Source organism: Janthinobacterium sp. P210005 (assembly GCF_036231865.1).
Taxonomy (GTDB): Bacteria; Pseudomonadota; Gammaproteobacteria; order Burkholderiales; family Burkholderiaceae_D; genus Janthinobacterium; species Janthinobacterium kumbetense.
Genome location: NZ_JAZARC010000003.1, coordinates 599,365 through 625,699 on the forward strand (window position 1 = coordinate 599,365; position 26,335 = coordinate 625,699).

A 26,335-nucleotide genomic window follows, 5' to 3' on the forward strand; every position below is an offset into this window, starting at 1 on the left:
AGGAAACCAAGTTGAAAACCACACTGCTCGAAGGCAAAAAGCCCGCTCATTTCGATAAACACATCATCGGCAACCTGCTGCTCAACGCCAGCACGCCGGAACTGGTGCGCCAGGAAAAACTGATCATCGGCGTGCGCAACGAAGACGGCGAAATCTACCGCCTGATCGGCGCCACCAAGCACAACAGCTTCATGAACGCCGTCGAGGAATTGTTCGACCTGGGCCTGACGGATGAACTGGAAGACAGCGACGAGCTGGTTGAAGGCTGTGACGCCATCTTCAGCGAAGCTCTGTAGTAGCGCTGAACAGGACCTGCTGCGCGGTGCGCTTTGCGGCCGGCGATGCTCACCGGCTCGGCGCCCCCGTACTAAAGTACGGTTGCGCTTCTCGGCCACAAATCCCATCCGCTCGCGATGGTCCTGTCCAGCGCCGTGACGAACGCTGTCGTTAAAAAAAAGGCATGCCACCGATACAGGGGCATGCCTTTTTTCGCTTCCGGGGCATTTGCTTGCCTTTTGCCAAGCTGTTTGCGAAAAGATCACGGTTAAAAAGTTCCGTACGGAAATATTGCGAGTATAATTTTTTCAATGAACAGACTCGACGCCTTTAAAAGCATCGCCGCACAAGCCGCTCGTGGCGAGCTGACCTTTCCTGCCAATGTGGACGCTTCGCTCAAGCTGCAAGAGGCGCTGGCCGATCCCGACTGCCATATCGAAGCCGCAGCCAAGCTGGTGCAGGCTGACCCGCTGCTGGCGGCGCGCACGGTGGCCATCGCCAATTCCGTGGCGTTCAACCGGTCCGGCAATGAAATCACCAGCGTGCGCAACGCCGTGCAACGGCTCGGCGTGCGTACCCTGCAGTCGGTGGTGGCATCGCTGATCGTGCGCCAGCTGGGCAGCACCATCACTGATCCCGTGCTGCAAGCGAAGGCCAACCAGTTGTGGGAGCATACGGCCCACGTGGCGGCCCTGTCGCAGGTACTGGCCCGCCGCGTCACCAAGGTGGACCCCGATACGGCCCTGTTTGCCGGCATCATGCATGAAGTGGGCGGCTTTTATCTGCTGTCGCGCGCGGCCGAATTCCCCGGCATCCTCGACGGCGAACCGGAAGACTGGGTCGAACATGGCGAACAAGCGATCGGCCATGGCGTCCTGACCAAACTGAAGGTGCCGGAAGCGGTGATGGGCGCCATCGATGCGCTGTGGGAAGGCTTGCGCGCCATCCCGCCCGAATCGCTGGGCGATACCCTGCTGCTGGCGAATGACCTGGCGCCCGTCTCGTCGCCCCTCAACGAAAGCCCGGCCGCCATCGCCGTGCGCGCCGCCCGCGCCGCGCGCAGCATCGATTGCCTGATCGGCGACGATGCGACCTTGTCGAGCATCATGGAAGAATCGGACGATGAAGTGCAGTCGCTGCTGAAGGTGCTCGTGCACTAGGCATGGTTCAGCGGGCATGGCCGATGCCTGCCGGCTGATTTCCTGCCCCATCTGGCTGCCCATTGCTGACTGAGGCAGATCATGGGCAAAGCCTTATTTCTCGCGCTCACGGTAGACGCCTGCTCATTGAACGTATCGACGCCTGGCGCATCTCATTGCTTCATGAGGGATGCATGACTCTGGCAATGCGTCATCTACCACATCACATTTTTACCAGATTATCAAACCAGCTCTTGGCATCGTTAATTCTTGGTGGCTTATCTGATATTGAATATAAAAATCCGAACCATAGATAAACAATATCCTATGGATAACATGGAACTTATTGGATAGAAAATTCTCTATTCAAGGGATCCATACTTGAATCCCTTGAAAAAACCAATTAATCGAGTATCATTTTTGCAACAGCGAATACAACACAAACAACTGCCAATGCAGCAAGAGGACCCAAGCCACCGGATACAGCTTCAACTTCACTGATATTCATTTCTTGCATGATTCTATTTCCTTTAGTCTAAGGTTATATGCCATGGAAGTATTCTCAAGGCAGAATAATAGTAGCATAAAAAGAATATTTTTAAGCAATGATGAAAAAATATTTAACTTTTCTTTTTTAAATATAATCTAGAAAGTAGAATATAAAATTGGAGGATATTGGCCACTCAATCCTCATTGGAAATTTTTTAATTAGGCATATTGACCAAGACTTTCATCGATCCCATCCAGCAGGCCATGCTGAAGTGGCTGCGCACCTGGCATCCTGAAAAATAGCCATCAATCTCAATGAATAAGTTATTTTTTCAATAGAAAATTCACGTTGCAAGCCAGACACACAACAAATATATCAGTTTCATCCCAATACATAGCGTAAGCTGTACTTGACTATAATGGAATGCCAGTCCCATGTTTTATCCGGCAGCGTACGCTATGCAGCTTCTTGAACCTGTTGCATCACATCCTGAACGATTACTCCTTGCTGTAATATCACCACCCGCTGCGCCATGGCGATGGTTTCCGGGCGGTGTGCAACGATCACGCGCGTGAGCTGGATTTTCTGGATCGCGGCATTGACAGCTTGCTCGTTCCACACGTCCAGATGGCTGGTCGCTTCGTCGAGCACCAGCAGCTTTGGATTCTTATACAGGGCGCGCGCCAGCAGGATGCGCTGTTTCTGGCCACCGGACAGGCCGCTGCCAATGTCGCCCACCAGGGTATTGAAGGCCATCGGCATGGCGGCGATTTCCGCATGCACGGCGGCCAGGTGCGCGCAGACCTGGATTTGCTGGTCGTTCGGCGACGGGGAAAAAAAGCTGATGTTGTCGGCGATCGAGCCGGCAAACAAGGTGTCTTCCTGCATGACCGTACCCAGCAATTGCCGGTAGTTCGTCAAGCCCAGGCTGCCCAGCTGGATGCCGCCGATGAGGATTTCGCCTTCCGTCGGTTCCAGCAAACCCAGCAACAACTTCATGAGCGTCGTCTTGCCGCAGCCGGACGGGCCCGTGACGGCGATGCACTGGCCGGCGGGAATGCTCAGATTGAGGCCGCTCAAGACATTCGGTTCGCTAGCGGCATAGCGGAAGGTGAGGTTGCGGATCTCGATCGATGGCGAGATATCGTCCATGTCGACCTCGACGTCGCTGCCATCGGTTTCCGCATCGGTCAGGACGATGTCGGCCACGCGCTCACCATGCAGGCGCAGCATGCGCAGCTCAAATAATTTATCGACCAGGCTGGCCATGCGCTGGCTGAACTGGTCCTTGTAGCTGATGAACGCGAACAGCATGCCCACCGAGAAGCGGTTGTCCAGCACGGCCAGCGCCGCCATCCAGATGACGATCACCCGTTCGGCGCTGAACAGCAAAGTATTGGCCGTCTGGTAAGACACGGACAGCTTGGCGATGCGCAGGTCGGCATTGAACTGGTCGGCCAGCGCGTTGGTCCAGCTGGCGCGGCGCTCCGTGGCGCGGCCGAACAGGCGGATGCTCTGGATGCCGCGCACGGATTCCAGGAAGTGCGTCTGCTGCCGGGCCGCATGGATGATCTGTTCGGCCGTCGCTTCGCGCATGGCCTTGAACAAGATCCAGCGCAGCAACACATACAGCAGCACGGCGATGCAGGCCACGCCCGCCAGCAGCGGGCTGTAGACCAGCATCATGCCCAGGGTGGCCAGCACCAGCACGCCATCGATGGCGCCCTCGACAAATTGCGTCGTCAGGCTGCGCTGCATGGTCTGGATGGAATTGAAGCGCGAAACGATGTCGCCCGTGTGGCGCTTCTCGAAGTACGGCAGCGGCAACTTGAGCAGATGGGCAAAGGCATTCCCCAGCCATTGCAGATTCAAATTCGTGGCCAGCACCGTGGTGATCCAGGAACGCACGGCGCCGATGGCCGTCTGCACCAGCACCAGCAACAGGAAGCCGCAACCGAGCACGGTGATCAGGTCGCGGTCGGCGGCCAGCAAGGCCTCATCGACCAGCCATTGCATGTAGAACGGCGCCACCAGCGCGCACACCTGCAAGGCCAGGCCCAGCACCAGCAATTGCAGCAAGCCGCGCTTCAGGCCCACCACGCGCCCCATCAGCGACAGCAGGGAAAACTGCTGCTTTTCCTCGGCCTTCTTGAACTCGGCGGTGGGCGTCAGCTCCAGCGCCACGCCCGTAAAATGTTTCGCCACTTCCGCCAGCGGCAGGCGGCGCTCGCCCACGGCCGGGTCGTGGATCACCACATGGCTGCCGGAGACGGACTTGAGCACGACAAAATGGTTCAAATCCCAATGCAGGATGGCGGGCAGTTTCAGCTCGGGCAAATGCTGCATGTCGAGTTTTAAGGGGCGCGTATGCAGGGCTAGGCCCTGCGCCATCGCCATCAGCCCTTTTAAAGTCACGCCTTTCAATGACACGGAAAAGCGCCGGCGCATGCTGGAAATGTCGGTCTGGTGGCCCCAGTAGCTGGCCACCATGGACAAACAGGCCAGGCCGCATTCGGCCGCTTCCGTTTGCAGCAGGACGGGCAGGCGCTGGCTGCGCCAGAAGGACAGGTGGGCGAGATCAGGAAAATGCATGCGGCGCAGACGTAAAAAGTGAAAAGAGAGCGGGTGGGCTTACAGGCGCCCGGAAATGCTGAACAGGGGTTCGAGCACCCATTCAAACAGGCGGCGCTGTTCCAGCAGCACGCTGGCATCGACCAGCATGCCCGACTTCAGGGGCAGGGTTTCGCCATACGCCTGCACGCTCTGGCGCTGCAAGCTCAAGCGGATGCGGTACAAGGGTTCGCCATTCGTGCCGCTGACGGCGCCCGGCACCGCCAGCTCTTCGGGTCGCAGCGAGGTGCTGGCCACTTCGCGCACCAGCGCCGGATACTGGCCGAATTTCTGGTACGGATACGCCTGGTAGCGCAGCAACACCGTCATGCCCGGCTTGATGAAGCCGACCGAGCGCGACGGCGCGTAGATTTCCGCCTCCAGCTGGGCGCCTTGCGGCAGCACGGAGGCGAGCACGCTGTTGGCCGCCACGGTTTGCCCCAGTTCGGTGGTGATGGCCGTGACCATGCCATCCTGCGCCGCGCGCACGAGGATTTCGCGGCGCGCCTCGTTCTCCGTCAAATCTTGCTCGATGGCGGAGACATTGCGCTGCAAGCCTTCCGTATCGCGCTGGGCTTGCACCTGCAAGTCGCGCACGTCCGCTTCCGTGGTGGCCAGGTCGCGCTGGCTGGCCGACTTGATGCGCTGCAATTCCGCCAGGCGCTGGTGCTGGTCCAGCAGCTCGGCTTGCTTATCCTGCAGTTGTGCGGATGAAATGTAATGGGTGGCGTGCAGGTCGCCGTAGCGCTGGTAGGACTGTTCCGCCAAGGTAATGCGGCGTTGCTGCAGCGTGATCTGGTCATCCATGCGGGCGATTTCCGCCGCTAGGTCGCTGGCACGGCGCTGTCCCGCCGCCATGCGCTGGCGCGATTGCAGGCGCGACTGCTGCAATTCCGCGTCATAGCTGTCGCGCCGGCTTTTCAGCAGGGTCGAGACAACTTGCTGGGGCGCCCCCGCATTGGCGCTGCTGCGCTCGCCCGACAGCACGAACAACACTTCGCCCGCGCGCACGGCCTGCCCTTCCTTGACGCGCACCCCGGCGATGACGCCCGCCTGGCCCGGCATGACGCGGATCACGCCGCTGGTCGGCAGCAGCACGCCCTGCGACTGCGCCTTGCGGGTGGTGCTGAAGAAGATGAAGAAAGCGACGATGGCTAGCGCGATAGCGAGGAACAGCCAGGTCAGGAATACATGGCTGACGGGCCGCGCCAGCAATACGGTGCCGTATTGTTTATTGCCCAGATGCTCGATGGCTTGCTGGCGGAACAGTTTCTGGACTGGCTGGACGGGGCTGGTCTCGATAGCCGGGGCGCTGGGTTGATCACGCAAGATGATTTGCTTTTCGAAAAATAGTTTTAATCAGCCAAAACTGAACCTTGTTATGCAAGAGTGCTGCACTTTACAAATCAGACCGTGACCTCGCATTCCAAAACCATATGCCCCTGTCTTTCAGAATGCAATACGATGATTATTTTCATTGGCATAAAATATTAAAATTTATCAAAATGGAATCCAAAAATCAAGAAAGGTCTCATGCATAAGCAAACCATATCTTTTTAAAAAAATATGCGAAAAATATCCTGATTTTCAGGCCATTTGAAATTTACCTCTTTTTCATGTCACGAAAAACATCTTTGAAAATTTGACAATCAAAAGAAAATTCTACATTAATCCCATCAAAGAAATCTATCAAATTATCACAGAATGGTAAATTTAAAAATCACCAGGATTTTATTTTAAATACCTCACCAAGTTCAAAAATGACTTCCGTTTCGAATTGGGTAATTGCGCATCCCTGCATGGCTGCGCCCGGACCATCTCCCTGGTCCGGGAAAAAATCAAGAATGGGACGTTGCGGTGCCATCGCTGCTGAAGGTGCTCGTCCATCAAACAGCAGGCTTCTTGCCCGCTGGCGGCGGTGCCGCCGGCTTGACCGTGTCGACGATCAGCACATGCTTGTCCATGGCCTTCATTTCCTGCTTTTGCTGGACGACTTGCGTGGCAACCGCCTTGGTACTCAACAGGGGTTTCGGATGGCGTGGCATGAACATGGCGTACCTGCTGGCAGTGGGAGAGGCCCCATATGTGCAGCAAGTATCAAATTATCAAGCCACCCTCAAACACCGGACAAAAAAAACCCGCTCGAAAGCGGGTAAAGTCCAAAGCTAGGGATGTCCTGAAAGAGACAGCCCTATCTTATGCCGTGCGCCGCGCCAGCTCCGTGCGCTGGCACACTTAGCGCGCAGATTATCCCGGCGATAGCTGCACGTCCGTTTCCTGCCAGGCGCGCAGCTGCCGCACGCGGGCAAACCACGTCTGGATATGCTGGTACTGCGCCAGCGGCAGCCGCACGGCCTCGCTGTACATGAGCGGCGCGGCCACGGCGAAATCGGCCAGGGTCACATCTTCTCCGCTGAGCCAGCCGCGTCCCGCCAGATGCGCATCCAGCACCACGGCGCATTCATGCAGATCGCGCTCGCCGCGCGCCTCCTCCAGCGAATCCGCCGGACCATTGCCCGTCATGCCCTTCCAGGCGCGTTCCCAGGCCAGCACGCTGATGGCGGGCGCGAAGTGCTGCGCGGCCCAGAACAGCCACCGGTTGACGTCGGCGCGGGCTTGCGGCGCCTGCGGATAAATCGTCTGGCCCGGCATCTGCTCGGCCAGGTATTGCATGATGGCGCACGATTCCCACAGCAGGAAAGCGCCATCGGCCAGCACGGGGACCTTGCCGTTCGGGTTCAGCTCGGACAGACGGCGGCGGTCATCCGCATTCATCAGGTCGACTTCCGCCAGTTCCAGCGGCAAGCCGAGGTGGATCGCCGTCATCAGGGCACGGCGGGCATTCGAGGACATGGGGTGGTGGTACAGGCGCATGGCAGATGGCTCCGGTGAGTGAAGAAGCCACCATCGTAGTCGCCGTCACTGACAGTTTTTGTCAGGAGCGGATGTCAGGATTCCGGGGCGCTAGCTTTCCGGATCAATCTCGTGCGCCTTGCGCCAGGCATCCAGCAGCACATGGCGCCGCGTGGGATAGCGTTCGTCATGCTGCTGCACGCTGGCGATGCGGTCGATGCGGAAATGCCGGTAATCGCCGCGCAGCTCGCACCACGCGGCCAGCAGGCGCTTGCCTTCGAAAAACGCCAGGGCAAACGGCCACACCGTGCGCGAGGTGGCGCTGCCATGCTCATCCTGGTAGCCCAGGGTGAGCTTCTGTTCGTAGCGGATGGCCTCGCGCACGGGCTGCACGTAGCGGTCGGCCGGCTGCGTGCCATCGGCGGGGCGCCCCAGCGGCACCCACAAGCTGGTCTCGGCCATACTGTCGCGCAGGTCGCGCGGCGAGGCGGCCGCGATCTTCGCCAGGGCATTGCTGGCCGCCTGCGCCAGGCCCGCATCGCCCTGCCGGCGCACCCAGCGCGCACCCAGCACCAGCGCCTCCAGTTCATCGGCGCCAAACATCAGCGGCGGCAAGAAGGCGCCACGGCGCAGCACATAGCCGATGCCGGCCTCGCCCTGCAGGGGGGCGCCCAATTCGGCCAGGGTCTGGATATCGCGATAAATCGTACGCTCGGAAACACCCAGCTGCTGCGCCAGCTGAGCCGCCGTGACGGGCACGCGCCTGGCGCGCATGGCGTCCATCAGCAGGAACAGGCGGCCGCTGCGGCTCATGGACAGGCCTGCAAAGCCTGGTCGCCCATGACCAGGGCCGACAGGGCCGGCACGTACAGATAGCCGTCGGACGCCAGGCGCGCCGCGCGCGTCCCCTCTTGCACGCCGGCGATGCCGTAGCAGCGCTGCAGCCGGGCGGCGGCTGGCCACCAGTAGACGGCCGCCTCCTGGTCGGGAAAGCGCTGGCGCACGCTCTCGGCCTGCACCGCCACTTGCCGGAAATCGCGGTAAAAGGCGGGTGCGATGCCCAGCTCCGCGGCAAACGCCGTTTCCAGCGCTGCCGTCTCTGCCAATTGGGCCGCCAGCGCCGCCGTTTCACGGTCAAGCGCATCGGCAGGCACGCCCGCCTCGATCAGGCTGCGGCGCATGCGCTCCGGGCCGGCCTGCGCGCGCAGGAACGCCGATTCCTGCAGCGCCAGCACGGCGCCGGCGGGGATGTGCATATGGCGCGCGGCCGGGAAGACGTACAGGGCGCAGCTGCCCGCGCAGACGGTGTCGATGGTGAGACGCCATTGCTGCTGGCGCAGATAGCGGCCCAGTTGCATCGCCACCTGCGGGTCGCCTGCATCGCTATTGACGCGCAACAGCGTGGTGCCTGGCGCTGCCAACCCTTGCAGCTTGGCCACGTCGCCCGCGGCGATCGGGCCGCGCATGGCGATGCTATCGCTGCCAGTGCGGCTGAAATCGGCGGCGCCGGCCAGCGCCGTCACGCCCGCCATCAAACCTACCCATAAAAAACGCTTCATCGTCATCCGCCATAAAAAAAACGACCACCGCAAACGGTGATCGTTCTTCATTCGACCTGCAAAAAAACCTGCGCTTACACCACGGCGCCGTCGGTTTCGTCTTTTTCCTTGACCGGCTTGATCAAGTCTTCGCGCTTGACGCCCAGCCACATGGCGATCGAGGCCGCGACGAACACGGAGGAGTAAATACCGAAGCAGATACCGATGGTCAGCGCCAGCGCGAAGTGGTGCAGGGTCTGGCCGCCGAAGACCAGCATCGACAGCACCATCATCTGGGTCGAACCGTGGGTGATGATGGTACGCGAAATGGTGCTGGTGATCGCGTTGTCGATCACTTCATGCACGGAAGCCTTGCGCTGCTTGCGGAAGTTTTCGCGGATACGGTCAAAGATCACCACCGATTCGTTGACGGAATAACCGAGCACCGCCAGGATGGCCGCCAGCACCGTCAGCGAGAATTCCCACTGGAAGAAGGCAAAGAAGCCCAGGATGATGACCACGTCATGCAAGTTGGCGATAATCGCCGACACGGCGTATTTCCATTCGAAGCGCACGGCCAGGTAGATCATCACAAACACGACAACCATCACCAGCGCGTTCAAGCCGTTCTGCGTCAGTTCCTCGCCCACTTGCGGGCCGACGAATTCGACTTTCTGCAGCACCAGCGCTTCGTTGCCGGCAGGGTCCACGCAGGCGGTCTTGATGACGTGCTCGCCCTTGTCGGTGACGGTATCGATGCCCTTGGTCGTGCCTTGCTCGGCCTTGCACAGCGTTTCAAACACGCGCTGCGAGGTATTCGCGGCAGTCACGCCCTTTTCCACCGGCAGGCGTATCATCACGTCGCGCGCCGTATCGAAGCTGGTCACGCCCGGCTCTTCATAGCCGAGGCCGATCAGGGTGCCGCGTATGCCTTCAAGGTTGGCCGCTTTCGGGTATTTGACCTCCATCAGGGTGCCGCCCTTGAATTCCACGGACAGGTGCAAGCCCTTGTGGAACAAGAAGAAGACGGCGGCAATGAAGGTCACGGCCGAAATGACGTTGAAAATCAACGCATGGCGCATGAAGGGAATATCTTTTTTGATCCGGAAAAATTCCATGAAATCCTCTGAGTTCTATTCTGTGCGTCCGGCGGCTGGGCCGCAGGACGCTATCGCTGTTGACGCTATTCGGTAAGTCGGAACCCTGGCTTATTTGCTGGTGCCCGGTACCCAGACCGTGCCGATCGACAAGGTCGTCAGCTTTTTCTTGCGGCCATACCAGAGGTTGACCACGCCGCGCGAGACGAAAACGGAGGAGAACATCGAGGTCAGGATCCCCAGGCAATGTACGACGGCAAAGCCGCGCACCGGGCCGCTGCCGAAGGCCAGCAGCGCCAGGCCGACGATCAGGGTGGTCACGTTCGAATCGAGAATCGTGGCCCAGGCGCGGTCGAAGCCGGCGGCGATCGCCGCTTGCGGCGTATTGCCGGCGCGCAGCTCTTCGCGGATACGTTCATTGATCAGCACGTTGGCGTCAATCGCCATGCCCAGCGCCAGCGCGATAGCGGCAATACCTGGCAAGGTCAGCGTCACCTGTATCATCGACAGCAAGCCGACCAGCAGCAGCAGGTTGGTGGCCAAGGCCAGTACGCTGAAGGCGCCGAACAGCATGTAGTAGGCGATCATGAAGATGGCGATGGCAATGAAGCCGTACAGGGTCGAGTGGAAGCCCTTAGCGATGTTTTCCGCGCCCAGCTGCGGTCCGATCGTGCGTTCTTCGATGACGGTCATCGGTGCGGACAGAGCGCCCGAGCGCAACAGCAGCGCCAGTTCATTCGCGTTTTCCGCGCCGCCCATGCCGGTGATCTGGAAGCGCGAACCGAGTTCCTGCTGGATGGTCGCAACCGACAGCACTTCCGGCTTTCCTTTTTCAAACAGCACGATGGCCATGCGCTTGCCGACGCGCTCGCGCGTCGCTTCGCGCATCTTGCGTCCGCCGTCGCCATTCAGGTCGATCGACACGGCCGCTTGCTGATTCTGGTCGAAGCTGGCCGTGGCGCTGGAGATATAGTCGCCCGTCAGGATCACGTCTTTCGCCAGCACGACAGGGACGCCCTTGCCGACGGTGAACAGTTCCGAGTTGAACGGGATGGCGCTCGACAGTTCGGTGCCAGGCACGATGGTTTCATCGACCAGGCGCACTTCCAGAGTCGCCGTGCGGCCGATGATGGCCTTCGCGCGGGCCACGTCCTGCACACCAGGCAATTGCACCACGATGCGGTCAGGACCTTGCTGCTGGATCAGCGGCTCGGCCACGCCCAGCTCGTTGACGCGCTTGGACAAGGTGGAGATATTCTGTTTTACGCCTTCGTCGATGGTTGCCTTCAGGGCCGCCGGTTTCAGGGTGATGTTCAGTTTCAAATCGCTGCCTTCGCCCGCATCGGCGAACGCCAGTTCCGTCATCTGGTCGGACAGGACATTTTTTGCCTTCAGGCGCGTCTCGGCGTCACGGAAGTTGATTTGCACGCTGTCGCCCACGCGCTCGATGCCGGCGTGGCGTATATTTTTGTCACGCAACACGCTGCGCGCGGCGGACTGGACGCCCTGGACTTTCTTGTTCAGCACGGCTTTCGCATCGACCTGCATCAGGAAGTGCACGCCACCGCGCAAATCCAGGCCCAGGAACATGGGCAAGGCATGCAATTTTTGCATCCACATCGGTGTATTGGCTTGCAGGTTGACCGTCACGATGAACGCGGGATCGGTGGAATCGGGGTTCAGATCCTTTTCCAGCACCAGTTTTGCCTTGAACTGGGTATCGGGATCGGCAAAACGCACGCGCACGGAGGCGAGATTGCCGGCGCCATCCATGGTGACACCTTCCGACTTGACGTTCTCTTTCGTCAATATTTGCTCGACTTGCGTCATCAGCTCGCCCGTCACTTTGACGGTCGACTTGCCGCTGGTTACTTGCAGCGCCGGTGACTCACCGAAATAGTTGGGCGCCGTATAGAGTGCGCCCAGCAATAAGGCGACGACGATGATGATGTATTTCCAGGCAGGATAGCGATTCATAGTGATTCAGCGTTCAGTGTTGAGCGTCGGAGGCGTCGCGAGGGGCGGCCGATAGCCGCCCCGGATCTATCATTGCCAAGGCAATGACAGCGAGGAATTACAGCGCCTTCAGGGTGCCTTTAGGCAGCAAGGTGGTGATGGAACTCTTTTGCACCGTGATTTCGGTGCCGGCCGCCACTTCGATGGTGACGTAAGCGTCCACTACCTTGGAAACACGGCCCAGCATGCCGCCGGCGGTGACGACTTCGTCACCCTTGGCCAGCGCGTCCATCATCGCCCGTTGTTCTTTGGCGCGTTTTTGCTGTGGGCGGATCATCAGGAAATACATGACCACGAACATCAATACCAGCGGCAGGAAGCTGGTCAGGTTGCCGCCGAGGCCCAGGGCTTCGGTTGGGGCTTGCGCATAAGCGTTGGAAATGAAAAACACGGTGACTCCAGTTCTAATCAGTTTGAAAAAATAGCGCTGTATTCTAGCATTGGCTATACGTCATAACCCGAATTGCAGGCATGGCAACTTTAAATGGGGCTAAAAAAGCATTATGCAATGCTTTATCGCCCCAGTCCAAGCACCAATACACAAAACTTCCGGCCATGCCGCAGCCAGGGCTCAAGCTAAGCTTTTCTTAAGTTCCGCGTGCGCGTTCCGCATGGAATTGCAGGGTAAACGCGTGGAAACGGTCTTCGTCCAGCGCCTCGCGCATCTGGCGCATCAAGTCCAGGTAGTAATGCAGGTTGTGGATGGTGTTCAGGCGCGCACCGAGGATTTCCTTGGAGCGGTGCAAATGGTGCAGGTACGCGCGCGAGAAATTGCGGCAGGCGTAGCAGCTGCAGGTCTCGTCCAGCGGCGCCTGGTCTTCCTTGTACTTGGCGTTCTTGATCTTGATGTCGCCAAAACGGGTAAACAGCCAGCCATTGCGGGCGTTACGCGTCGGCATGACGCAGTCGAACATGTCGATGCCGTTCGATACGCCCGCGACCAGGTCTTCCGGCGTACCCACGCCCATCAGATAATGCGGCTTGTTGGCCGGCAAGCGCGGCCCCACGTGGGCCAGCATGCGCATCATGTCTTCCTTCGGCTCGCCGACGGACAGGCCGCCGATGGCGATGCCGGGGAAATCGATCTCTTCCAGCTTGGCCAGCGACTCGTCGCGCAGCATTTCGAACATGCCGCCCTGCACGATGCCAAACAGCGCATTCGGGTTTTCGCCGCGGTGGAATTCATCCTTCGAGCGCTGCGCCCAGCGCAGCGACATGCGCATGGACTTGGCCGCTTCCTCGATGGTGGCCGGACGGCCCTGGATTTCGTACGGCGTGCATTCGTCGAACTGCATGACGATGTCGGAATTCAAGACGCGCTGCACCTGCATCGACACTTCCGGCGAGAGGAACAATTTATCGCCATTGATGGGCGAATTGAAATGCACGCCCTCTTCCGTGATCTTGCGCATGGCGCCCAGCGAAAACACCTGGAAGCCGCCCGAATCCGTCAGAATCGGCTTGTTCCAGCCCATGAAGCCATGCAAGCCGCCGAATTTCTCCATGACGGTGTTGCCTGGACGCAACCACAGGTGAAACGTGTTACCCAGGATGATCTGCGCGTCGATCTCGTTGAGTTCCAGCGGCGACATGGCCTTCACGGAACCGTAAGTGCCCACTGGCATGAAGATCGGCGTCTGCACGATGCCATGGTTGAGTTTCAAGGTGCCGCGGCGTGCCTTGGTCAGGCCGCTCGTGTCGGTCTTGAGTAGTTTAAATTCCAGCATGTCAGTCTTTCACGGGAGTATCAAGGTTCAGCGCAGCGCGCGATTGCGTGGTGAGCAGCATCGCGTCGCCATAGCTGAAGAAACGGTAATTCTGCGCGATCGCATGCGCGTAGGCGCTGCGGATCGGCTCATAGCCGGCAAAGGCCGACACCAGCATCAGCAGGGTCGACTTCGGCAAATGGAAGTTGGTGATCAGGCGCGTTACCGTTTTAAATGCATAGCCGGGCGTGATGAACAGGGCCGTATCGGCGCTGCCCGCCACCAGCTGGCCGCTTTGCGAGGCCGATTCCAGCGCGCGCAGGCTGGTCGTGCCGACGGCCACCACGTCGCGCCCGGCAAGTTGGGCGGCGCGCACGGCGTCGACGGTTTCCTGCGGCATGGTGTACCACTCGGTATGCATCTTGTGTTCGGCCAGCACTTCCGTGCGCACGGGCTGGAAGGTACCGGCGCCCACGTGCAGGGTCACATAGGCAAAGTTGACGCCCTTCGCTTTCAGCTGGTCGAGCAGGGCCTGGTCGAAATGCAGGCCGGCCGTCGGTGCCGCCACGGCGCCGGGCACCTTGTTGAACACGGTCTGGTAGCGCGTTTCGTCAAATTCGTCCGCATCGTGCTCGATGTAGGGTGGCAGCGGCAAACGGCCATGCGCCTCGATCAGCTCGAACACGTCGGCGTCGAAGTGCAGCGTAAAAAACTCGCCGGCGCGCTGGCCGACGGTCACGTCGAAGGCATTGGCCAGGCGGATGCGGCAGCCGGGCGGCGGCGACTTCGACGCGCGCACCTGGGCCAGCACGGTGCGGTCGTCCAGCACGCGCTCGACGAGCGCCTCGATCTTGCCGCCGCTTTCCTTGACGCCGAAGAAGCGCGCTTTGAGCACGCGCGTATCGTTCATCACCAGCAGGTCGCCCGCCTGCAACAGCCCGACGATATCGGCAAAGCTGCGGTCAACCAGGGCGTCGCCGTCCAGATGCAACAGGCGCGAGGCGCTGCGCTCGGCCAACGGAGTTTGCGCAATGTTTTCTTGCGGCAAATTAAAATCGAAATCGGAAAGCGAATACATGCGTTTTGCTTCAAAAGTACGTCAAAAATGATTAGGAGTGCGCAATGGAACATCTGGCACTATACTGTGCGCCTATACAGGCATTACAATAATCCGCCGCAACAACTACGACTGCGGTACGCACAGGGTGTGCCGGACAACCCTCTATTTTACGCTAGCGGCACCAAAACCTTGCATATGTCCGATCCAAAGCCCGATCTTCCTCCCGCAGCCAAACCCGCCGCGAAGCCGAAAGCCGCCAAAAAAGTGGTCAGCACGGAAAGCCGGCTGGCCAAACTGGGCTTGCGCACGGATATGGACCTGGTGCTGCACCTGCCGATGCGCTACGAGGACGAAACCAAGGTCTACACGATACGCGACGCCTGCCTGCGCGGCGGCGAGTCGTGGCAAGTCGAGGGCGTCGTCACCAAGTGCGAAGTCAATTTCAAGCCGCGCAAGCAATTGCTGGTGACGATCGCCGATGAAACGGGCAATTTGCTGCTGCGCTTCATGAATTTTTATGGCAGCCAGGTCAAACAACTGGCCGAAGGCACGCGGGTACGCGCGCGCGCCGAACTCAAACACGGCTTTTTCGGCGCCGAGATGGTGCACCCGACGTATAAAGTGGTCAACGAAGGCGCGCCGCTGCCCACGGCCCTGACGCCCGTGTACCCGTCCGGCGAAGGCCTGTCGCAGCACGTGCTGCGGCGCGAAATCTCCGACGCCATGCGCCGCATCGACTGGCAAGACACCTTGCCCGATCATCTGCTGCGCGACATGCAGCTGTCGCCGTTCCGCGCCGCCGTGCACCTGCTGCACTATCCGCCGCAGGATATCGATGAAAGCGCGCTGATGGACCGTTCGCATCCGGCCTGGGTACGCATGAAGTTCGATGAACTGCTGGCGCAGCAGCTGTCGCTGAAACGCGCCCAGCGCGCGCGCCGCTCGAAAGGAGCCGCCTCGCTGCCCGTCGTCGGGACTTTATCGAAGGCCTTCGGCGCCGCCCTGCCCTTCAAGCTGACGGGTGCGCAGGCGCGCGTGCTAGAGGAAATCCGCGCCGACCTGCGCCAGCCCTACCCGATGCAGCGCCTGCTGCAAGGCGACGTTGGCAGCGGCAAGACGGTCGTCGCCGCCCTGTCGGCCACGCAGGCCATCGACAGCGGCTACCAGGCCGCGCTGATGGCGCCCACAGAAATCCTGGCGGAGCAGCACTTCCGCAAGATCGCCGCCTGGATGGAACCGCTGGGCGTGAAGGTGGCCTGGCTGACGGGTAGCCTGAAGAAAAAAGAAAAGACGGCGGCGCTGGCCCTGATCGAATCGGGTGAAGCGCAACTGGTGATCGGCACGCATGCGCTGATCCAGGACAATGTGCTGTTTGCCAAACTGGGCCTGGTCATCGTCGACGAGCAGCACCGCTTCGGCGTGGGCCAGCGCCTGACCCTGCGCAACAAGGGCGACAGCGCGGCCGTGCCGCACCAGCTGATGATGTCGGCCACGCCGATTCCGCGCACCCTGGCCATGACGTATTACGCCGACCTGGAAGTATCGGTGATCGACGAGCTGCCGCCCGGGCGCAGCCCCATCGTCACGCGCGCCATCGACCAGAACCGGCGCGACGAAGTCATCGCCCGCGTGTATGCGGCCGCGCTGGAAGGCCGGCAGGTGTACTGGGTCTGCCCGTTGATCGAGGAATCGGAAGCGCTGCAGCTGCAGACGGCCACCGACACCTACATGATGCTGGCCGAAGCCCTGCCCGCGCTGCAGGTGGGCCTCGTGCACGGCCGCCTGAAGCCGGCGGAAAAGCAGGAAGTGATGGACGCCTTCATCGCCGGGCATATCCACGTGCTGGTGGCCACCACCGTCATCGAAGTGGGCGTCGACGTGCCGAACGCCTCGCTGATGGTGATCGAGCACGCCGAGCGTTTTGGATTGTCGCAGCTGCACCAGCTGCGCGGCCGCGTGGGCCGCGGCACGGCGGCCAGCGTCTGCCTGCTGCTGTATCAGGGCCCCTTGGGCGGCGTGGCGCGCCAGCGTTTGATGACCATGCGCGAAACGACGGACGGTTTTGAAATCGCCCGCCGCGACCTGGAAATCCGCGGCCCCGGCGAATTTCTTGGCGCGCGCCAGTCCGGCCAGGCCATGCTGCGCTTCGCCGACCTGGAAACGGATCAATGGTTAGTAGATCAGGCGCGCGACGTGGCGCACGACCTGCTGCACGCCACCACGACGGCCGCCGCGGCCACCGTGGAAGCGCACCTGGCCCGCTGGTTGGGCGGCAAAGAGGAATTCCTGAAAGTCTAGGAGCGCCCTACATGCACATCCAGAAGCGGTTCGCCAGGTCCAGCATGAAATCGGGACGCAGATAGGCCAGGAAGACGAGAGCCAGCAGCGCGGCGCCAGCCAGGCGCCATAGCCAGGTGCGCCAGCTGGCCATTACGCGGCCACCGCCACGCGCTTGACGGCGTGCTCGTCGATGGGCAGGTTGATCAGCGCGGCCAGCAGGCCCAGGCCGATGGTGATCATCCACACGACGTGGTAGCTGCCCTGGTGCTCGTACAGATAGCCGCCCAGCCACGCGCCAAGGAAACTGCCCACCTGGTGCGAGAAGAACACCATCCCCGCCAGCATCGACAGATGCTTCACGCCGAAGATGCCGGCGATGATGCCGTTCGTCAGCGGCACGGTCGACAGCCACAGCACACCCATGCCGGCGGCGAACAGGTACACGGACCACGCCGATAAAGGCGCCAGCAGGAACACGGTGATGACCACGGCGCGCGTCACGTAGATGGCAGACAGCAGGTAGCGCTTGGCGATCTTGCCACCGAGTTTGCCCGCATAGTAGGAGCCGATGATGTTGAACAGGCCGATCAGCGCCAGCGCCGTGACGGCGATATTCGGATTCATCAGGCCCTGGTCCTTCAGGTAGGCCGGCAAGTGCACGCCGATGAACACCAGCTGGAAGCCGCAGACGAAATACCCTGCCAGCAGCAGCCAGAACGAACGGCTGGCGATGGCTTCGCTGAAGGCGGCGCCCACGCTTTGCTGCGGACCGCTGGCGTGCGACACGGGCGGCTCGCGCAAGTAGAAGGCCATCGGGATCATGGCCAGCAGCACCAGCGCGGCCAGCACATAAAAGGCGTTTTGCCAGCCCACGGCGGAAATCAGTTGCTGCTCGACCGGCATCATGAGGAACTGGCCGAACGAGCCGGCGGCCGACGAGATGCCGAAGGCCCACGAGCGCTGCTCGGGCGGCGCGCTGCGGCCGATGATGCCGCTGATGGCGCCAAAGGCAGTGCAGGCCAGCGCCAGGCCGATGAAGATGCCGGAACCGACGATGAACAGCGTGGGCTGCGTCACGAGCGCCATCCACACCAGGCCCGCCATGTAGCTGATGGCGCCGACGATGACGACGCGCATGGTGCCGAAACGGTCGGCCGCCATGCCGGCGAACGGGCCGAAGACGCCCCACATCAGGTTTTGCATGGCCAGCGCCAGCGAATACGTTTCGCGCGTCCAGCCATTCGCTTGCGAGATCGGCTGCATCCAGAAACCCAGGCCATGGCGCACGCCCATCGCCAGGGTCAGCACGACGCCGCTGGCGATGAGGACGGTTTTCAGGCTGGGACGGGATGGGTGCAATGTCATGGGGTTCCTGTTCACGCCTGGTCGGCTCGGTACACGAGGCCGATCTGGCCACGCATGGTGTCAAGGTTGTGCATCAGCGCCACGCTGTCCGCATGCGGCATGACGGGACTTTCCAGCAAGCCGGCGCGGATGCATCGCATCGCTTCGATCGCCTCGTGCGCATAGCCATTGCCCAGATGGGGCGCGGCGACGACGCGGCGTGCGCCATCCATCGCTTCGACGATCAGGTGGTCGGGCTTATAAAAACGGTTGGGCAGGCGAATCCGCCCCAGGCTGCCGGAAATGGTCATTTCCGTCGGCGTTTGCGCGCGCAGGCTGCAGGCGCAGGACGAGGTGCCGCCGCCCGCGTGCCGCAGCGAGAACACGACCTGTTCATCGACGCCTGTGGCGCCCATCTCGGCCAGCGCCTGCACCTGCGATACGGGGCCGAGGAAGAAGGCCGCCATCGACAACGGATAGATGCCCACGTCGAGCAGCGCGCCGCCGCCGAGTTCGGGATTGAACATGCGGTGCTCGGGCGGGAAATTGGCGACAAAGCCGATGTCGGCCTGCACCTGCTGCAGCACACCGATTTCGCCGCTGGCGATGATGCGCTGCGCTTCCTGCACGGCGGGCAGGAAACGGCTCCACATGGCTTCCATCAAAAACAGTTTTTTGTCGCGCGCCAGGTCGACCACGGCCTGCGCTTCGCGCGCATTCATGGTGAACGGTTTTTCGCACACGACGTGCTTGCCGGCGGCCAGGCACAGCATGGCATTTTCAGCATGCAGGGTGTGCGGCGTGGCGATATAGATCACATCCACATCCGGATCCATGGCCAGCGCCTGGTAGGAACCATGGCAACGCTCGATGCCGAATTCGGTGCCGAAGGCCTGTGCGCCAGCCTCGCTGCGCGAAGCCACCGCCACCAGTTGCGCACCGGGCGCATCGCGCAGGCCATTGGCCATCGCGCGGGCGATCTTGCCGGTGCCGAGGATGCCCCAGCGGACGGTATTTTCCATGCTATTGCTCTCTTTCTGCGCCAGCCACCTTGCGCTTCGGGCGGAACACCGCCGCGTCATTGTAAAAATCGTCGTCCTGGCCCTCGCACCAGCCGGGCAAACCGAGCACGGGTAGCGGCGTGAAGTCCGCCGTGGTGAGGCCTTGTTGCGCCAGATCCTGCGCCACCCGCTCGTCGAGCCAGGCGCGGCGTGCCGCATCGTCCAGGGTGAAATAGGCGTCGCCGGCGAAGATCACGCGCGTATGCGCCGTGATGGCCTTGCGCGGCACCACCAGTTTTTCCATCAGCGCGTGGCCGAACAGCCAGACCTCGGCGTCGCCGCCCGCGTCAAACTTGTCGCGCTGCGCAATGAACGCGCTGCGCCAGTCATGCCCGCGCAACGCCGCTTCCAGCGCGCGCCCCGCATCGCTGTCGCGCAGCACCAGCAGGGCGGAATTTTCGTCAAAAATCGTCGCGCCATCGCGTGCGGGACCGCGCGATTTTCCCACGCCAGACAGGGCGATCTGCGCCGCCTGCAGTGCGTTCAATTGCCGCTTGATGCGCGGGAAGGTGAGCCACACGAGCGCGTTGAAAAAATCGTGCAGATTGTCGCGCGTGGGCACGCCGCCCGTCGCGCCGATGAACTCCTCGTAGGCGACGCCATCGGGCAGGTCCGCTTGCGGCACGAAAGCCAGCGGCAGGCCGGAGGGATTGCGTAAGTCCAGCGCCCGTGCCCGGCCGTTCAACGCAGCGATCACCGTGTCGCGCTGCAAGTCCAGCTGCCGTCGCGCTGGCAGCACCGTGGCAAACCAGGGGCGGGTCCAGTCTATCGATGGCAGCATGGAGTAATTACACCATTTTCCAGTTAATCTGCTCGCCCGCATTGAGCGGAATCACATGGCTGTCACCCAGCGGCAGCGAAGCTGGCAAGGTCCAGCTTTCGCGCTTCAGGGTGATGGTGTCCGTGTTGCGCGGCACGCCGTAGAAGGCGGGGCCGTGGAAGCTGGCGAACGCTTCCAGCTTGTCGAGCGCGCCGGCCCGTTCGAACGCTTCCGCATACATTTCCATCGCATGCAGGGCCGTGTAGCAGCCGGCGCAGCCGCAGGCCATTTCCTTGGCGCCTTGCGCGTGCGGTGCAGAATCCGTGCCGAGGAAGAAGCGCTCGTCGCCGCTGGCGGCCGCCGTCATCAGCGCCAGGCGATGCTCTTCGCGCTTGAGGATGGGCAGGCAGTAGTAATGCGGGCGGATGCCGCCCTTGAAAATCTCGTTGCGGTTGTACAACAGATGGTGCGCCGTGATGGTGGCGGCGATGGGGCCTTCCGCTTCGGCCACATACTGCGCCGCATCCTTGGTGGTGATGTGTTCGAACACGACGGACAGGGCCGGGAAGGCGCTGCGCAGCGGGCGCATCACGCGCTCGATGAAGACGGCTTCGCGGTCGAAAATATCGATTTCCGGATCCGTCACTTCGCCGTGCACGAGGAAGGGCATGCCCACTTCCTGCATCACTTCGAGCACCTTGTAGCAATTTTTCAAATCCGTCACGCCCAGGTCGGAATTCGTCGTGGCGCCGGCCGGATACAATTTGACGGCCTGCACGATGCCGCTATCCTGCGCGCGGCGGATTTCGTCGGGCGAGGTGTTGTTCGTCAGGTACAGCACCATCAGCGGATCGAAGTTCACGCCTTGCGGCACGGCGGCCAGGATGCGCTCGCGATAAGCGGCGGCATCGGCCGTGGTGGTGACGGGCGGCTTCAGGTTCGGCATGACGATGGCACGGCCGAACTGGCGCGCGCTGTGCGGCAGCACGCTGGCCATGACGGCGCCGTCGCGCAGGTGCAAATGCCAGTCATCCGGACGGGTGATGGTGATGGAAGCGGGGGTGTGATCGAGTGTGGACATGGCGGCTGCTCTCAGGCGGTCATTGCGGATAGCGCCATTTTACCAGCCGCGGGGCCGACCCGCCGGCCAGGATCACCTGTATGCGCGGCCTCCCGGACGACAAAACGGCCGGTATGCGCCGGCCGTTTTCAATATCAAGAGTACACGCGAATCAGGATTTGGCCTGCGGCTCTTCCTGCTTCGCCACCCAGGCGCGGATATCGGCCAGCATCCGGTCCAGCGCGGCGCGGTCGTACACCTGGCCACGACTGACCACCAGGCGGATCTGGCGCGTGGCGCCGATGTCCTGCAGCGGATTCGCGTCGAGCACCAGCAGATCGGCCGCCTTGCCCGCCGCCACGCTGCCATAGCGATCCAGCTTGCCCAGGAAGCGGGGACCGTTGATGACGGCAGACTGCAAGGCCTGCTGCGGCGTCAAGCCATACTGCACGTACAGGCCGATTTCATCGTGCAAGGCCTGGCCCGGGTAGTCGAAGGAATTCAAAAAGCCCGCATCGGTGCCGGCGATGATGCTCATGCCCTGCTGCTGCAAGATCGGCAACAGCTTTGCCGATTGCTCGAACTGCGCGTGGCGCTGGGCGATGGCTTCCGGGCCATCCTTGGCGGCGCGCTGCACGCGCCAGTCGTAGGTGGCGCGCAAGCCCTTGCCGATGTATTGCAGGGCCGGATCGTGCGTGTGATCTTCGCGGTCCAGGTAAGCCGTCACGCGCGAACCCCACAGGGTAGGCACGATGGCCGTGCCGCGCGCGGCCAGGTAGCTGAAGGCCTTGCGCGCCGTCGGTTCGTCGTAGCTTTGCACGCTTGCGTGCATGGCCTCCTTGCCCGTCATCGCGCCGGCGGCCACCTTGTCCGTCAGCTCCTGCTCGCGCGGCGTGGTGGCGCGCAGCAAATACGATTGATGTTCGATCGTCCCCAGGCCCGCATCGGCCATCTGCTCCAGTGTGAGCTGCACAGGGATATGGCCCGAGGTACGCATGCCCCGTTCGCGCGCCTGGCGCAGCGCTTCCAGGTACAACTCAGGCTTCAGTGTGTTTTCCGTGATCTTCACGAAGTCCACTTGCTGCGCCTGCAGGCCGTCGAGCGCGCGCGTGACTTCCTGCGGCGTGCCCACTTCGATGGTGCCCTTCCACAGCGGCTTGATGCCTTCGAGCTTGGCGCCGGAAGTGAAAATCGTCGGCCCTTGCAACTGGCCTGCGTTGATCTGCCGGCGCCATGCCAGCACCGTGTCGGGCAAGTCGCCCGAGCAGTCGCGCACCGTGGTGATGCCGTGCGCCAGGTACAGGGGCAGCAACTGCTTGTTCTCGTCGATCAGCTCGGGGCCGCCGCCAAAGTGCACGTGCGTGTCCCACAGGCCCGGCATCAGGTATTTGCCGGGCAGGCGGATGGTCTGCTTCGGCGCGTAGCTGCGCAACTGCGCGTCGTCGACGACGGCGACGATGCTGTCGCCCTTGAGCAGTACGGATTGTCCCTTGACGGCACGGCCGCCGGCAACGTCGATCAGGGTGGCGTCGCGCAGGGCGATGTCAACGGCGATCTTGTCGGCCGCGTGGGCATGGGCGAGCAGGCCCAGCGCCAGCATGGCGCCGGCTATTTGTTTCATGACAGGCATTCGTACTCAACTTCAAAAAAAATTAATGGATGATCTTGGCGAGGAAATCGCGCGCGCGGTCCGAGCGCGTCGTGTTGAAGAAGTCATCCTTGCTGCAATCTTCGATGATCTTGCCCTGATCCATGAAGACGATGCGGTTGGCCACGCGCTTGGCAAAGCCCATTTCGTGGGTGACGACCATCATCGTCATGCCTTCCTGCGCCAGGCCCACCATCACGTCGAGCACTTCGTTGATCATTTCCGGGTCCAGCGCCGACGTGGGTTCGTCGAACAGCATGGCGATCGGATCCATCGACAGCGCGCGGGCGATCGCCACACGCTGCTGCTGGCCGCCCGACAGCTGGCCCGGGAATTTATCCTGCTGCGACAGCAGGCCCACGCGGTCCAGGTATTTCAAGCCCTTGGCATTGGCTTCGTCGGCGCTGCGGCCCAGCACCTTGATCTGGCCGATGGTGAGGTTTTCGCGGATCGACAAATGCGGAAACAGCTCGAAATTCTGGAACACCATGCCGATGCGCGCGCGCAGTTTCGACAGATTCGTTTTCGGATCGTTGACACTGATGCCGTCGACGATGATCTGTCCCTGCTGGATCGGCTCAAGGCCGTTGACGGTCTTGATCAGGGTCGACTTGCCGGACCCGGAAGGGCCGCAAATGACCATCACGTCGCCCTTGGCGACATTGGTGGTGCAGTCGGTGAGTACCTGGAACTGGCCATACCATTTGCTGACGTTATTGAGTTCAATCATCTTGTTCTTTCTTTTTCGGTTAGCGAATGATGGCGACGCGTTTCTGCAGGCGTTTTACCAGGAACGACAAGGCATAGCACAGCACGAAATACACGACGGCGACAAACACGTACATCTCCACCAGGCGGCCGTCGCGCTGGGCGATCTTCGAGGCGGCGCCGACAAAATCGGGAATCGACAGCACGTACACGAGCGACACGTCCTGGAACAGCACGATGGTCTGCGTCAGCAGCACGGGGATCATGTTGCGGAACGCTTGCGGCAGCACGATGCTGCCCATGGTTTGCCGGTAATTCATGCCCAGCGCCTGGCCGGCCCACACCTGGCCACGCGGAATCGACTGTATGCCGCTGCGCATGATCTCGCAATAGTAGGCTGCCTCGAACATGATGAAGGTGATCAGCGCGGAAGGAAACGCGCCCACTTTCACGGGTTCGTTCGCGCCGATGACCCAGGCGGCGATATACGGCACCAGGAAGTAGAACCAGAAGATCACCAGCACCAGCGGGATCGAGCGTATCAGATTGACGTAGCTCGATGCCACCCCCGAAACGATGCGGTTACCGGACAGGCGCATCAGCGCCAGCAGGGTGCCCAGCACGATGCCGCCGACCATGGCCAGCGCCGTCAGTTTCAGGGTGAAGACCATGCCGGTCTGGAACAGGTAGACCCACGAGCGGGAGATGACATCGAAGTCGAAATTACCGAACATATCAATGTCCTCCCGTCTTGGCGCCGGCGACGATGAAGCCCGGGATGGCGACCTTTTTTTCGATCAGGTGCATCAGCACCACCACCAGCAGATTGACGACGACATAGATGATGGTGGCGGCCGAAAACGCCTCGAACACCTGGAAGGAAAACTCCTGGATGGCGCGCGCGCTGGCCGTCAGTTCGATCAGGCCGATGGTCAGCGCCACGGAACTGTTCTTGATGATGTTCAAAAATTCGCTGGTCAGCGGCGGCATGATGACGCGCGCAGCCATCGGCAGCAAAATGAAGCGGTAGGTTTGCGGCAGCGTCAGGCCCAGCGCCGTGCCGGCCAGTTTTTGCCCGCGCGGCAGCGCCTCGATACCCGTCGTTACCTGCACGGCCACGCGCGACGAAGTAAAGAATCCCAGGCACAGCACGGCCGTGACGAAAGGCGCATTCGGCAGCGACTTGACCCAGGCGCCCAGGTCAGGCGGCAGCAGCTCCGGCATGACGAAATACCAGAGGAACATCTGCACCAGCAGCGGCACGTTGCGGAACAATTCGACGTAGGCATTGGCCACGCCCACCAGCCATTTGTTCGGCAGGGTGCGGATGGTGCCGATCACCAGGCCCAATATCAGCGCCATGATCCACGCCGCACCGGCCGTGGCCAGGGTCCAGACGAGGCCGGACCACAGGGTGTCCATGTACGTGCCCACGCCATCGGGAGAAATCTCCCAGAAAATGCGCCAATTCCAGTTGTAATTCATGATCATCCTTCCATGCAGCTAAAGGAAAGCGGCTTGTCCGCCACCCGTCCCGTAAATAAAACGGGAGGCTTGCGCCCCCCGATTTGTTACGCACTCTTGTTATTTTTTCCGTTTGTCCGAGGTCTTCTGCGCTTCCGGTACGGCCGCATACGCGGCCGGGTCGCCCGAATCGGTCGGATTCGTGAAGACCGCCTTCAATTGCGGCGGCATGGGGAATTTCAGGTTGATGTTTTTCGGCGGGATCGGCGAAGTAAACCATTTCGCGTAGATGCGGTTGATGTCGTCGCTCTTGTACAGGCGGATCAGCGCGTCGTCGACCACTTTCTTGAAGGCCGGATCGCCCTTGCGCAGCATGATGCCGTACGGCTCGACCGACAGCGCTTCCTTGGTGATTTCGTAGTCGTTCGGGTTTTTCGAGTTGGCCACTTGCGACGCCAGCAGGATATCGTCGTTGGCTTCGGCCACCGCGCGGCCCGTTTCCAGCATCAGGAACGATTCAGGATGGTCCTTGCCGACAGCAATCGTCATGCCCAGGTTTTTTTCCTTGTTCAAAATCGTCATCTGCTTGATGGTCGACGTGCCGGCCGTGGCGACCAGGGTCTTGCCGCGCAAGTCTTCCAGGGTCTTGATGTTCGAGGTTTTTTTCGACAGCACGCGGTTGCCGATGACGAACATGGTAGGGGCGAATGCCACCTGCTGCTGGCGTTCCAGGTTGTTCGTCGTCGAGCCGCATTCGAGGTCGATGGTGCCGTTGGCCATCAGCGGGATGCGGTTGGCCGACGTGACGGGGCTCATCACCACTTTCAGTTCGCTCAGGCCCAGGTGCTTTTGCAGGGCCGTGACGACTTTCATGCACAGGTCGATCGAATAACCCTGGTATTGCTGCTTGTCATCGAGATAGGAAAAAGGCACGGAGCCGTCGCGCACGCCGAGGGTGACGGAACCGGCTTTCTTGATCTTGGCCAAGGTGCCGGTCAATTCCTGGGCCTGGACTGGCGACATGCTGCTGATGACACCGACGCTGAGCAGCGTGGCGATGATTTTGGTCAATTTCATAAATTCTCCTGGGCGGACAAACCGGATGGACTCCGAACGAAACAACTGTGGTGCAGACGCCACCAATGGAATTAATTTTATTTCATTTTCAGCGCTGGACTAGCCGTTTTCTGCGATTGCCCGCAAATAGGCGCTATACGCGCGCCTG

25 protein-coding genes are annotated in these 26,335 nt (G+C 61.2%); 3 read left to right on the forward strand and 22 right to left on the reverse strand.

Annotated elements, in window-relative coordinates; translation table 11 throughout:
- Positions 1 to 11 precede the first annotated feature (11 nt).
- Both VPH40_RS16425 and VPH40_RS16430 read left to right on the forward strand, forming a co-directional pair.
- Positions 12 to 296 carry a hypothetical protein gene (locus VPH40_RS16425; RefSeq protein ID WP_070220679.1) on the forward strand — a complete coding sequence of 95 codons (285 nt, stop codon included), beginning with the start codon at positions 12 to 14 and terminating at the stop codon, positions 294 to 296.
- 291 nt (positions 297 to 587) lie between these two features.
- Positions 588 to 1,436 (forward strand): HDOD domain-containing protein, encoded by an 849-nt coding sequence (locus VPH40_RS16430; RefSeq protein ID WP_046684532.1) that lies wholly within the window; start codon positions 588 to 590, stop codon positions 1,434 to 1,436.
- Between the two features lie 382 nt (positions 1,437 to 1,818).
- On the opposite strand, the gene VPH40_RS16435 is transcribed toward VPH40_RS16430, so the two are convergent.
- From VPH40_RS16435 to queA, 12 genes are all read right to left on the reverse strand, one after another.
- Positions 1,819 to 1,932 (reverse strand): class IIb bacteriocin, lactobin A/cerein 7B family, encoded by a 114-nt coding sequence (locus tag VPH40_RS16435; RefSeq protein WP_143451431.1) that lies wholly within the window; start codon positions 1,930 to 1,932, stop codon positions 1,819 to 1,821.
- A gap of 429 nt (positions 1,933 to 2,361) precedes the next feature.
- Positions 2,362 to 4,497: a peptidase domain-containing ABC transporter gene (locus VPH40_RS16440; RefSeq protein WP_099666214.1), complete on the reverse strand. Its 2,136-nt coding sequence runs from the start codon at positions 4,495 to 4,497 to the stop codon at positions 2,362 to 2,364.
- Between the two features lie 39 nt (positions 4,498 to 4,536).
- Positions 4,537 to 5,844, reverse strand: a complete 1,308-nt coding sequence (locus VPH40_RS16445) for an HlyD family secretion protein (RefSeq protein WP_328573963.1) — start codon at positions 5,842 to 5,844, stop codon at positions 4,537 to 4,539.
- Between the two features lie 557 nt (positions 5,845 to 6,401).
- Entirely contained in the window at positions 6,402 to 6,566 is a 165-nt protein-coding gene (locus VPH40_RS16450) for a hypothetical protein (protein WP_328573964.1), read from the reverse strand.
- 196 nt (positions 6,567 to 6,762) lie between these two features.
- The gene (locus tag VPH40_RS16455; RefSeq protein WP_328573965.1) at positions 6,763 to 7,389 is read right to left on the reverse strand and encodes a glutathione S-transferase family protein; all 627 of its coding nucleotides are present in this window, start codon (positions 7,387 to 7,389) and stop codon (positions 6,763 to 6,765) included.
- A 90-nt stretch (positions 7,390 to 7,479) separates the two neighbouring features.
- A complete protein-coding gene (locus VPH40_RS16460) occupies positions 7,480 to 8,181 on the reverse strand; it encodes a helix-turn-helix transcriptional regulator (RefSeq protein WP_180278668.1) in 702 nt (233 codons plus the stop codon).
- The gene (locus VPH40_RS16465; protein ID WP_328573966.1) at positions 8,178 to 8,927 is read right to left on the reverse strand and encodes a hypothetical protein; all 750 of its coding nucleotides are present in this window, start codon (positions 8,925 to 8,927) and stop codon (positions 8,178 to 8,180) included. The genes VPH40_RS16460 and VPH40_RS16465 overlap by 4 nt, the downstream gene beginning before the upstream one ends.
- 74 nt (positions 8,928 to 9,001) lie before the next feature.
- A complete protein-coding gene (gene secF, locus VPH40_RS16470) occupies positions 9,002 to 10,024 on the reverse strand; it encodes a protein translocase subunit SecF (protein ID WP_099666210.1) in 1,023 nt (340 codons plus the stop codon).
- Between the two features lie 90 nt (positions 10,025 to 10,114).
- Positions 10,115 to 11,980 carry a protein translocase subunit SecD gene (gene secD / locus VPH40_RS16475; protein WP_099666209.1) on the reverse strand — a complete coding sequence of 622 codons (1,866 nt, stop codon included), beginning with the start codon at positions 11,978 to 11,980 and terminating at the stop codon, positions 10,115 to 10,117.
- 97 nt (positions 11,981 to 12,077) lie between these two features.
- Entirely contained in the window at positions 12,078 to 12,410 is a 333-nt protein-coding gene (gene yajC, locus VPH40_RS16480) for a preprotein translocase subunit YajC (RefSeq protein WP_077408845.1), read from the reverse strand.
- 196 nt (positions 12,411 to 12,606) lie between these two features.
- Positions 12,607 to 13,746, reverse strand: a complete 1,140-nt coding sequence (tgt, locus tag VPH40_RS16485) for a tRNA guanosine(34) transglycosylase Tgt (RefSeq protein ID WP_077408846.1) — start codon at positions 13,744 to 13,746, stop codon at positions 12,607 to 12,609.
- A gap of 1 nt (position 13,747) precedes the next feature.
- Positions 13,748 to 14,803 carry a tRNA preQ1(34) S-adenosylmethionine ribosyltransferase-isomerase QueA gene (gene queA, locus VPH40_RS16490; protein ID WP_328573967.1) on the reverse strand — a complete coding sequence of 352 codons (1,056 nt, stop codon included), beginning with the start codon at positions 14,801 to 14,803 and terminating at the stop codon, positions 13,748 to 13,750.
- A 177-nt stretch (positions 14,804 to 14,980) separates the two neighbouring features.
- Between queA and recG the strand changes: the two genes are divergently transcribed.
- Positions 14,981 to 17,083 (forward strand): ATP-dependent DNA helicase RecG, encoded by a 2,103-nt coding sequence (gene recG, locus VPH40_RS16495; protein WP_328573968.1) that lies wholly within the window; start codon positions 14,981 to 14,983, stop codon positions 17,081 to 17,083.
- A 7-nt stretch (positions 17,084 to 17,090) separates the two neighbouring features.
- Here the strand turns inward: recG and VPH40_RS16500 are convergent, their stop codons facing one another.
- From VPH40_RS16500 to VPH40_RS16545, 10 genes are all read right to left on the reverse strand, one after another.
- Positions 17,091 to 17,216: a hypothetical protein gene (locus tag VPH40_RS16500; RefSeq protein WP_255206293.1), complete on the reverse strand. Its 126-nt coding sequence runs from the start codon at positions 17,214 to 17,216 to the stop codon at positions 17,091 to 17,093.
- Positions 17,216 to 18,430, reverse strand: coding sequence for an MFS transporter (locus tag VPH40_RS16505; protein WP_328573969.1), 1,215 nt, complete (start codon positions 18,428 to 18,430; stop codon positions 17,216 to 17,218). Before VPH40_RS16505 ends, VPH40_RS16500 begins: the two co-directional genes overlap by 1 nt.
- An 11-nt stretch (positions 18,431 to 18,441) precedes the next feature.
- Positions 18,442 to 19,431 (reverse strand): Gfo/Idh/MocA family protein, encoded by a 990-nt coding sequence (locus VPH40_RS16510; protein WP_328573970.1) that lies wholly within the window; start codon positions 19,429 to 19,431, stop codon positions 18,442 to 18,444.
- A 1-nt stretch (position 19,432) separates the two neighbouring features.
- Positions 19,433 to 20,251: a DUF3025 domain-containing protein gene (locus VPH40_RS16515; protein WP_328573971.1), complete on the reverse strand. Its 819-nt coding sequence runs from the start codon at positions 20,249 to 20,251 to the stop codon at positions 19,433 to 19,435.
- A 7-nt stretch (positions 20,252 to 20,258) separates the two neighbouring features.
- Entirely contained in the window at positions 20,259 to 21,311 is a 1,053-nt protein-coding gene (pyrC, locus tag VPH40_RS16520; protein ID WP_099666203.1) for a dihydroorotase, read from the reverse strand.
- Between the two features lie 151 nt (positions 21,312 to 21,462).
- Entirely contained in the window at positions 21,463 to 22,911 is a 1,449-nt protein-coding gene (locus tag VPH40_RS16525; RefSeq protein ID WP_328573972.1) for an amidohydrolase family protein, read from the reverse strand.
- Positions 22,912 to 22,942: 31 nt separating this feature from the next.
- Complete coding sequence (locus VPH40_RS16530; protein ID WP_099666201.1) at positions 22,943 to 23,668, reverse strand: amino acid ABC transporter ATP-binding protein; 726 nt, start codon at positions 23,666 to 23,668, stop codon at positions 22,943 to 22,945.
- A 19-nt stretch (positions 23,669 to 23,687) separates the two neighbouring features.
- Positions 23,688 to 24,380, reverse strand: coding sequence for an amino acid ABC transporter permease (locus VPH40_RS16535; RefSeq protein WP_099666200.1), 693 nt, complete (start codon positions 24,378 to 24,380; stop codon positions 23,688 to 23,690).
- A gap of 1 nt (position 24,381) precedes the next feature.
- Complete coding sequence (locus VPH40_RS16540) at positions 24,382 to 25,131, reverse strand: amino acid ABC transporter permease (RefSeq protein ID WP_077409318.1); 750 nt, start codon at positions 25,129 to 25,131, stop codon at positions 24,382 to 24,384.
- 99 nt (positions 25,132 to 25,230) lie between these two features.
- Complete coding sequence (locus tag VPH40_RS16545) at positions 25,231 to 26,187, reverse strand: amino acid ABC transporter substrate-binding protein (RefSeq protein WP_099666199.1); 957 nt, start codon at positions 26,185 to 26,187, stop codon at positions 25,231 to 25,233.
- Between the last annotated feature and the right edge of the window lie 148 nt (positions 26,188 to 26,335).

Bases quoted from the DNA above. Each gene is read 5' to 3' on its own strand.
- VPH40_RS16430 (WP_046684532.1), top strand. From the start codon at position 588: ATGAACAGACTCGACGCCTTTAAAAGCATCGCCGCACAAGCCGCTCGT.
- VPH40_RS16435 (WP_143451431.1), bottom strand. From the start codon at position 1,932: ATGCAAGAAATGAATATCAGTGAAGTTGAAGCTGTATCCGGTGGCTTG.
- VPH40_RS16440 (WP_099666214.1), bottom strand. From the start codon at position 4,497: ATGCATTTTCCTGATCTCGCCCACCTGTCCTTCTGGCGCAGCCAGCGC.
- VPH40_RS16450 (WP_328573964.1), bottom strand. From the start codon at position 6,566: ATGTTCATGCCACGCCATCCGAAACCCCTGTTGAGTACCAAGGCGGTT.
- VPH40_RS16455 (WP_328573965.1), bottom strand. From the start codon at position 7,389: ATGCGCCTGTACCACCACCCCATGTCCTCGAATGCCCGCCGTGCCCTG.
- VPH40_RS16460 (WP_180278668.1), bottom strand. From the start codon at position 8,181: ATGAGCCGCAGCGGCCGCCTGTTCCTGCTGATGGACGCCATGCGCGCC.
- VPH40_RS16465 (WP_328573966.1), bottom strand. From the start codon at position 8,927: ATGAAGCGTTTTTTATGGGTAGGTTTGATGGCGGGCGTGACGGCGCTG.
- secF (WP_099666210.1), bottom strand. From the start codon at position 10,024: ATGGAATTTTTCCGGATCAAAAAAGATATTCCCTTCATGCGCCATGCG.
- secD (WP_099666209.1), bottom strand. From the start codon at position 11,980: ATGAATCGCTATCCTGCCTGGAAATACATCATCATCGTCGTCGCCTTA.
- tgt (WP_077408846.1), bottom strand. From the start codon at position 13,746: ATGCTGGAATTTAAACTACTCAAGACCGACACGAGCGGCCTGACCAAG.
- queA (WP_328573967.1), bottom strand. From the start codon at position 14,803: ATGTATTCGCTTTCCGATTTCGATTTTAATTTGCCGCAAGAAAACATT.
- recG (WP_328573968.1), top strand. From the start codon at position 14,981: ATGTCCGATCCAAAGCCCGATCTTCCTCCCGCAGCCAAACCCGCCGCG.
- VPH40_RS16500 (WP_255206293.1), bottom strand. From the start codon at position 17,216: ATGGCCAGCTGGCGCACCTGGCTATGGCGCCTGGCTGGCGCCGCGCTG.
- VPH40_RS16505 (WP_328573969.1), bottom strand. From the start codon at position 18,430: ATGACATTGCACCCATCCCGTCCCAGCCTGAAAACCGTCCTCATCGCC.
- VPH40_RS16510 (WP_328573970.1), bottom strand. From the start codon at position 19,431: ATGGAAAATACCGTCCGCTGGGGCATCCTCGGCACCGGCAAGATCGCC.
- VPH40_RS16515 (WP_328573971.1), bottom strand. From the start codon at position 20,251: ATGCTGCCATCGATAGACTGGACCCGCCCCTGGTTTGCCACGGTGCTG.
- pyrC (WP_099666203.1), bottom strand. From the start codon at position 21,311: ATGTCCACACTCGATCACACCCCCGCTTCCATCACCATCACCCGTCCG.
- VPH40_RS16525 (WP_328573972.1), bottom strand. From the start codon at position 22,911: ATGAAACAAATAGCCGGCGCCATGCTGGCGCTGGGCCTGCTCGCCCAT.
- VPH40_RS16530 (WP_099666201.1), bottom strand. From the start codon at position 23,668: ATGATTGAACTCAATAACGTCAGCAAATGGTATGGCCAGTTCCAGGTA.
- VPH40_RS16535 (WP_099666200.1), bottom strand. From the start codon at position 24,380: ATGTTCGGTAATTTCGACTTCGATGTCATCTCCCGCTCGTGGGTCTAC.
- VPH40_RS16540 (WP_077409318.1), bottom strand. From the start codon at position 25,131: ATGAATTACAACTGGAATTGGCGCATTTTCTGGGAGATTTCTCCCGAT.
- VPH40_RS16545 (WP_099666199.1), bottom strand. From the start codon at position 26,187: ATGAAATTGACCAAAATCATCGCCACGCTGCTCAGCGTCGGTGTCATC.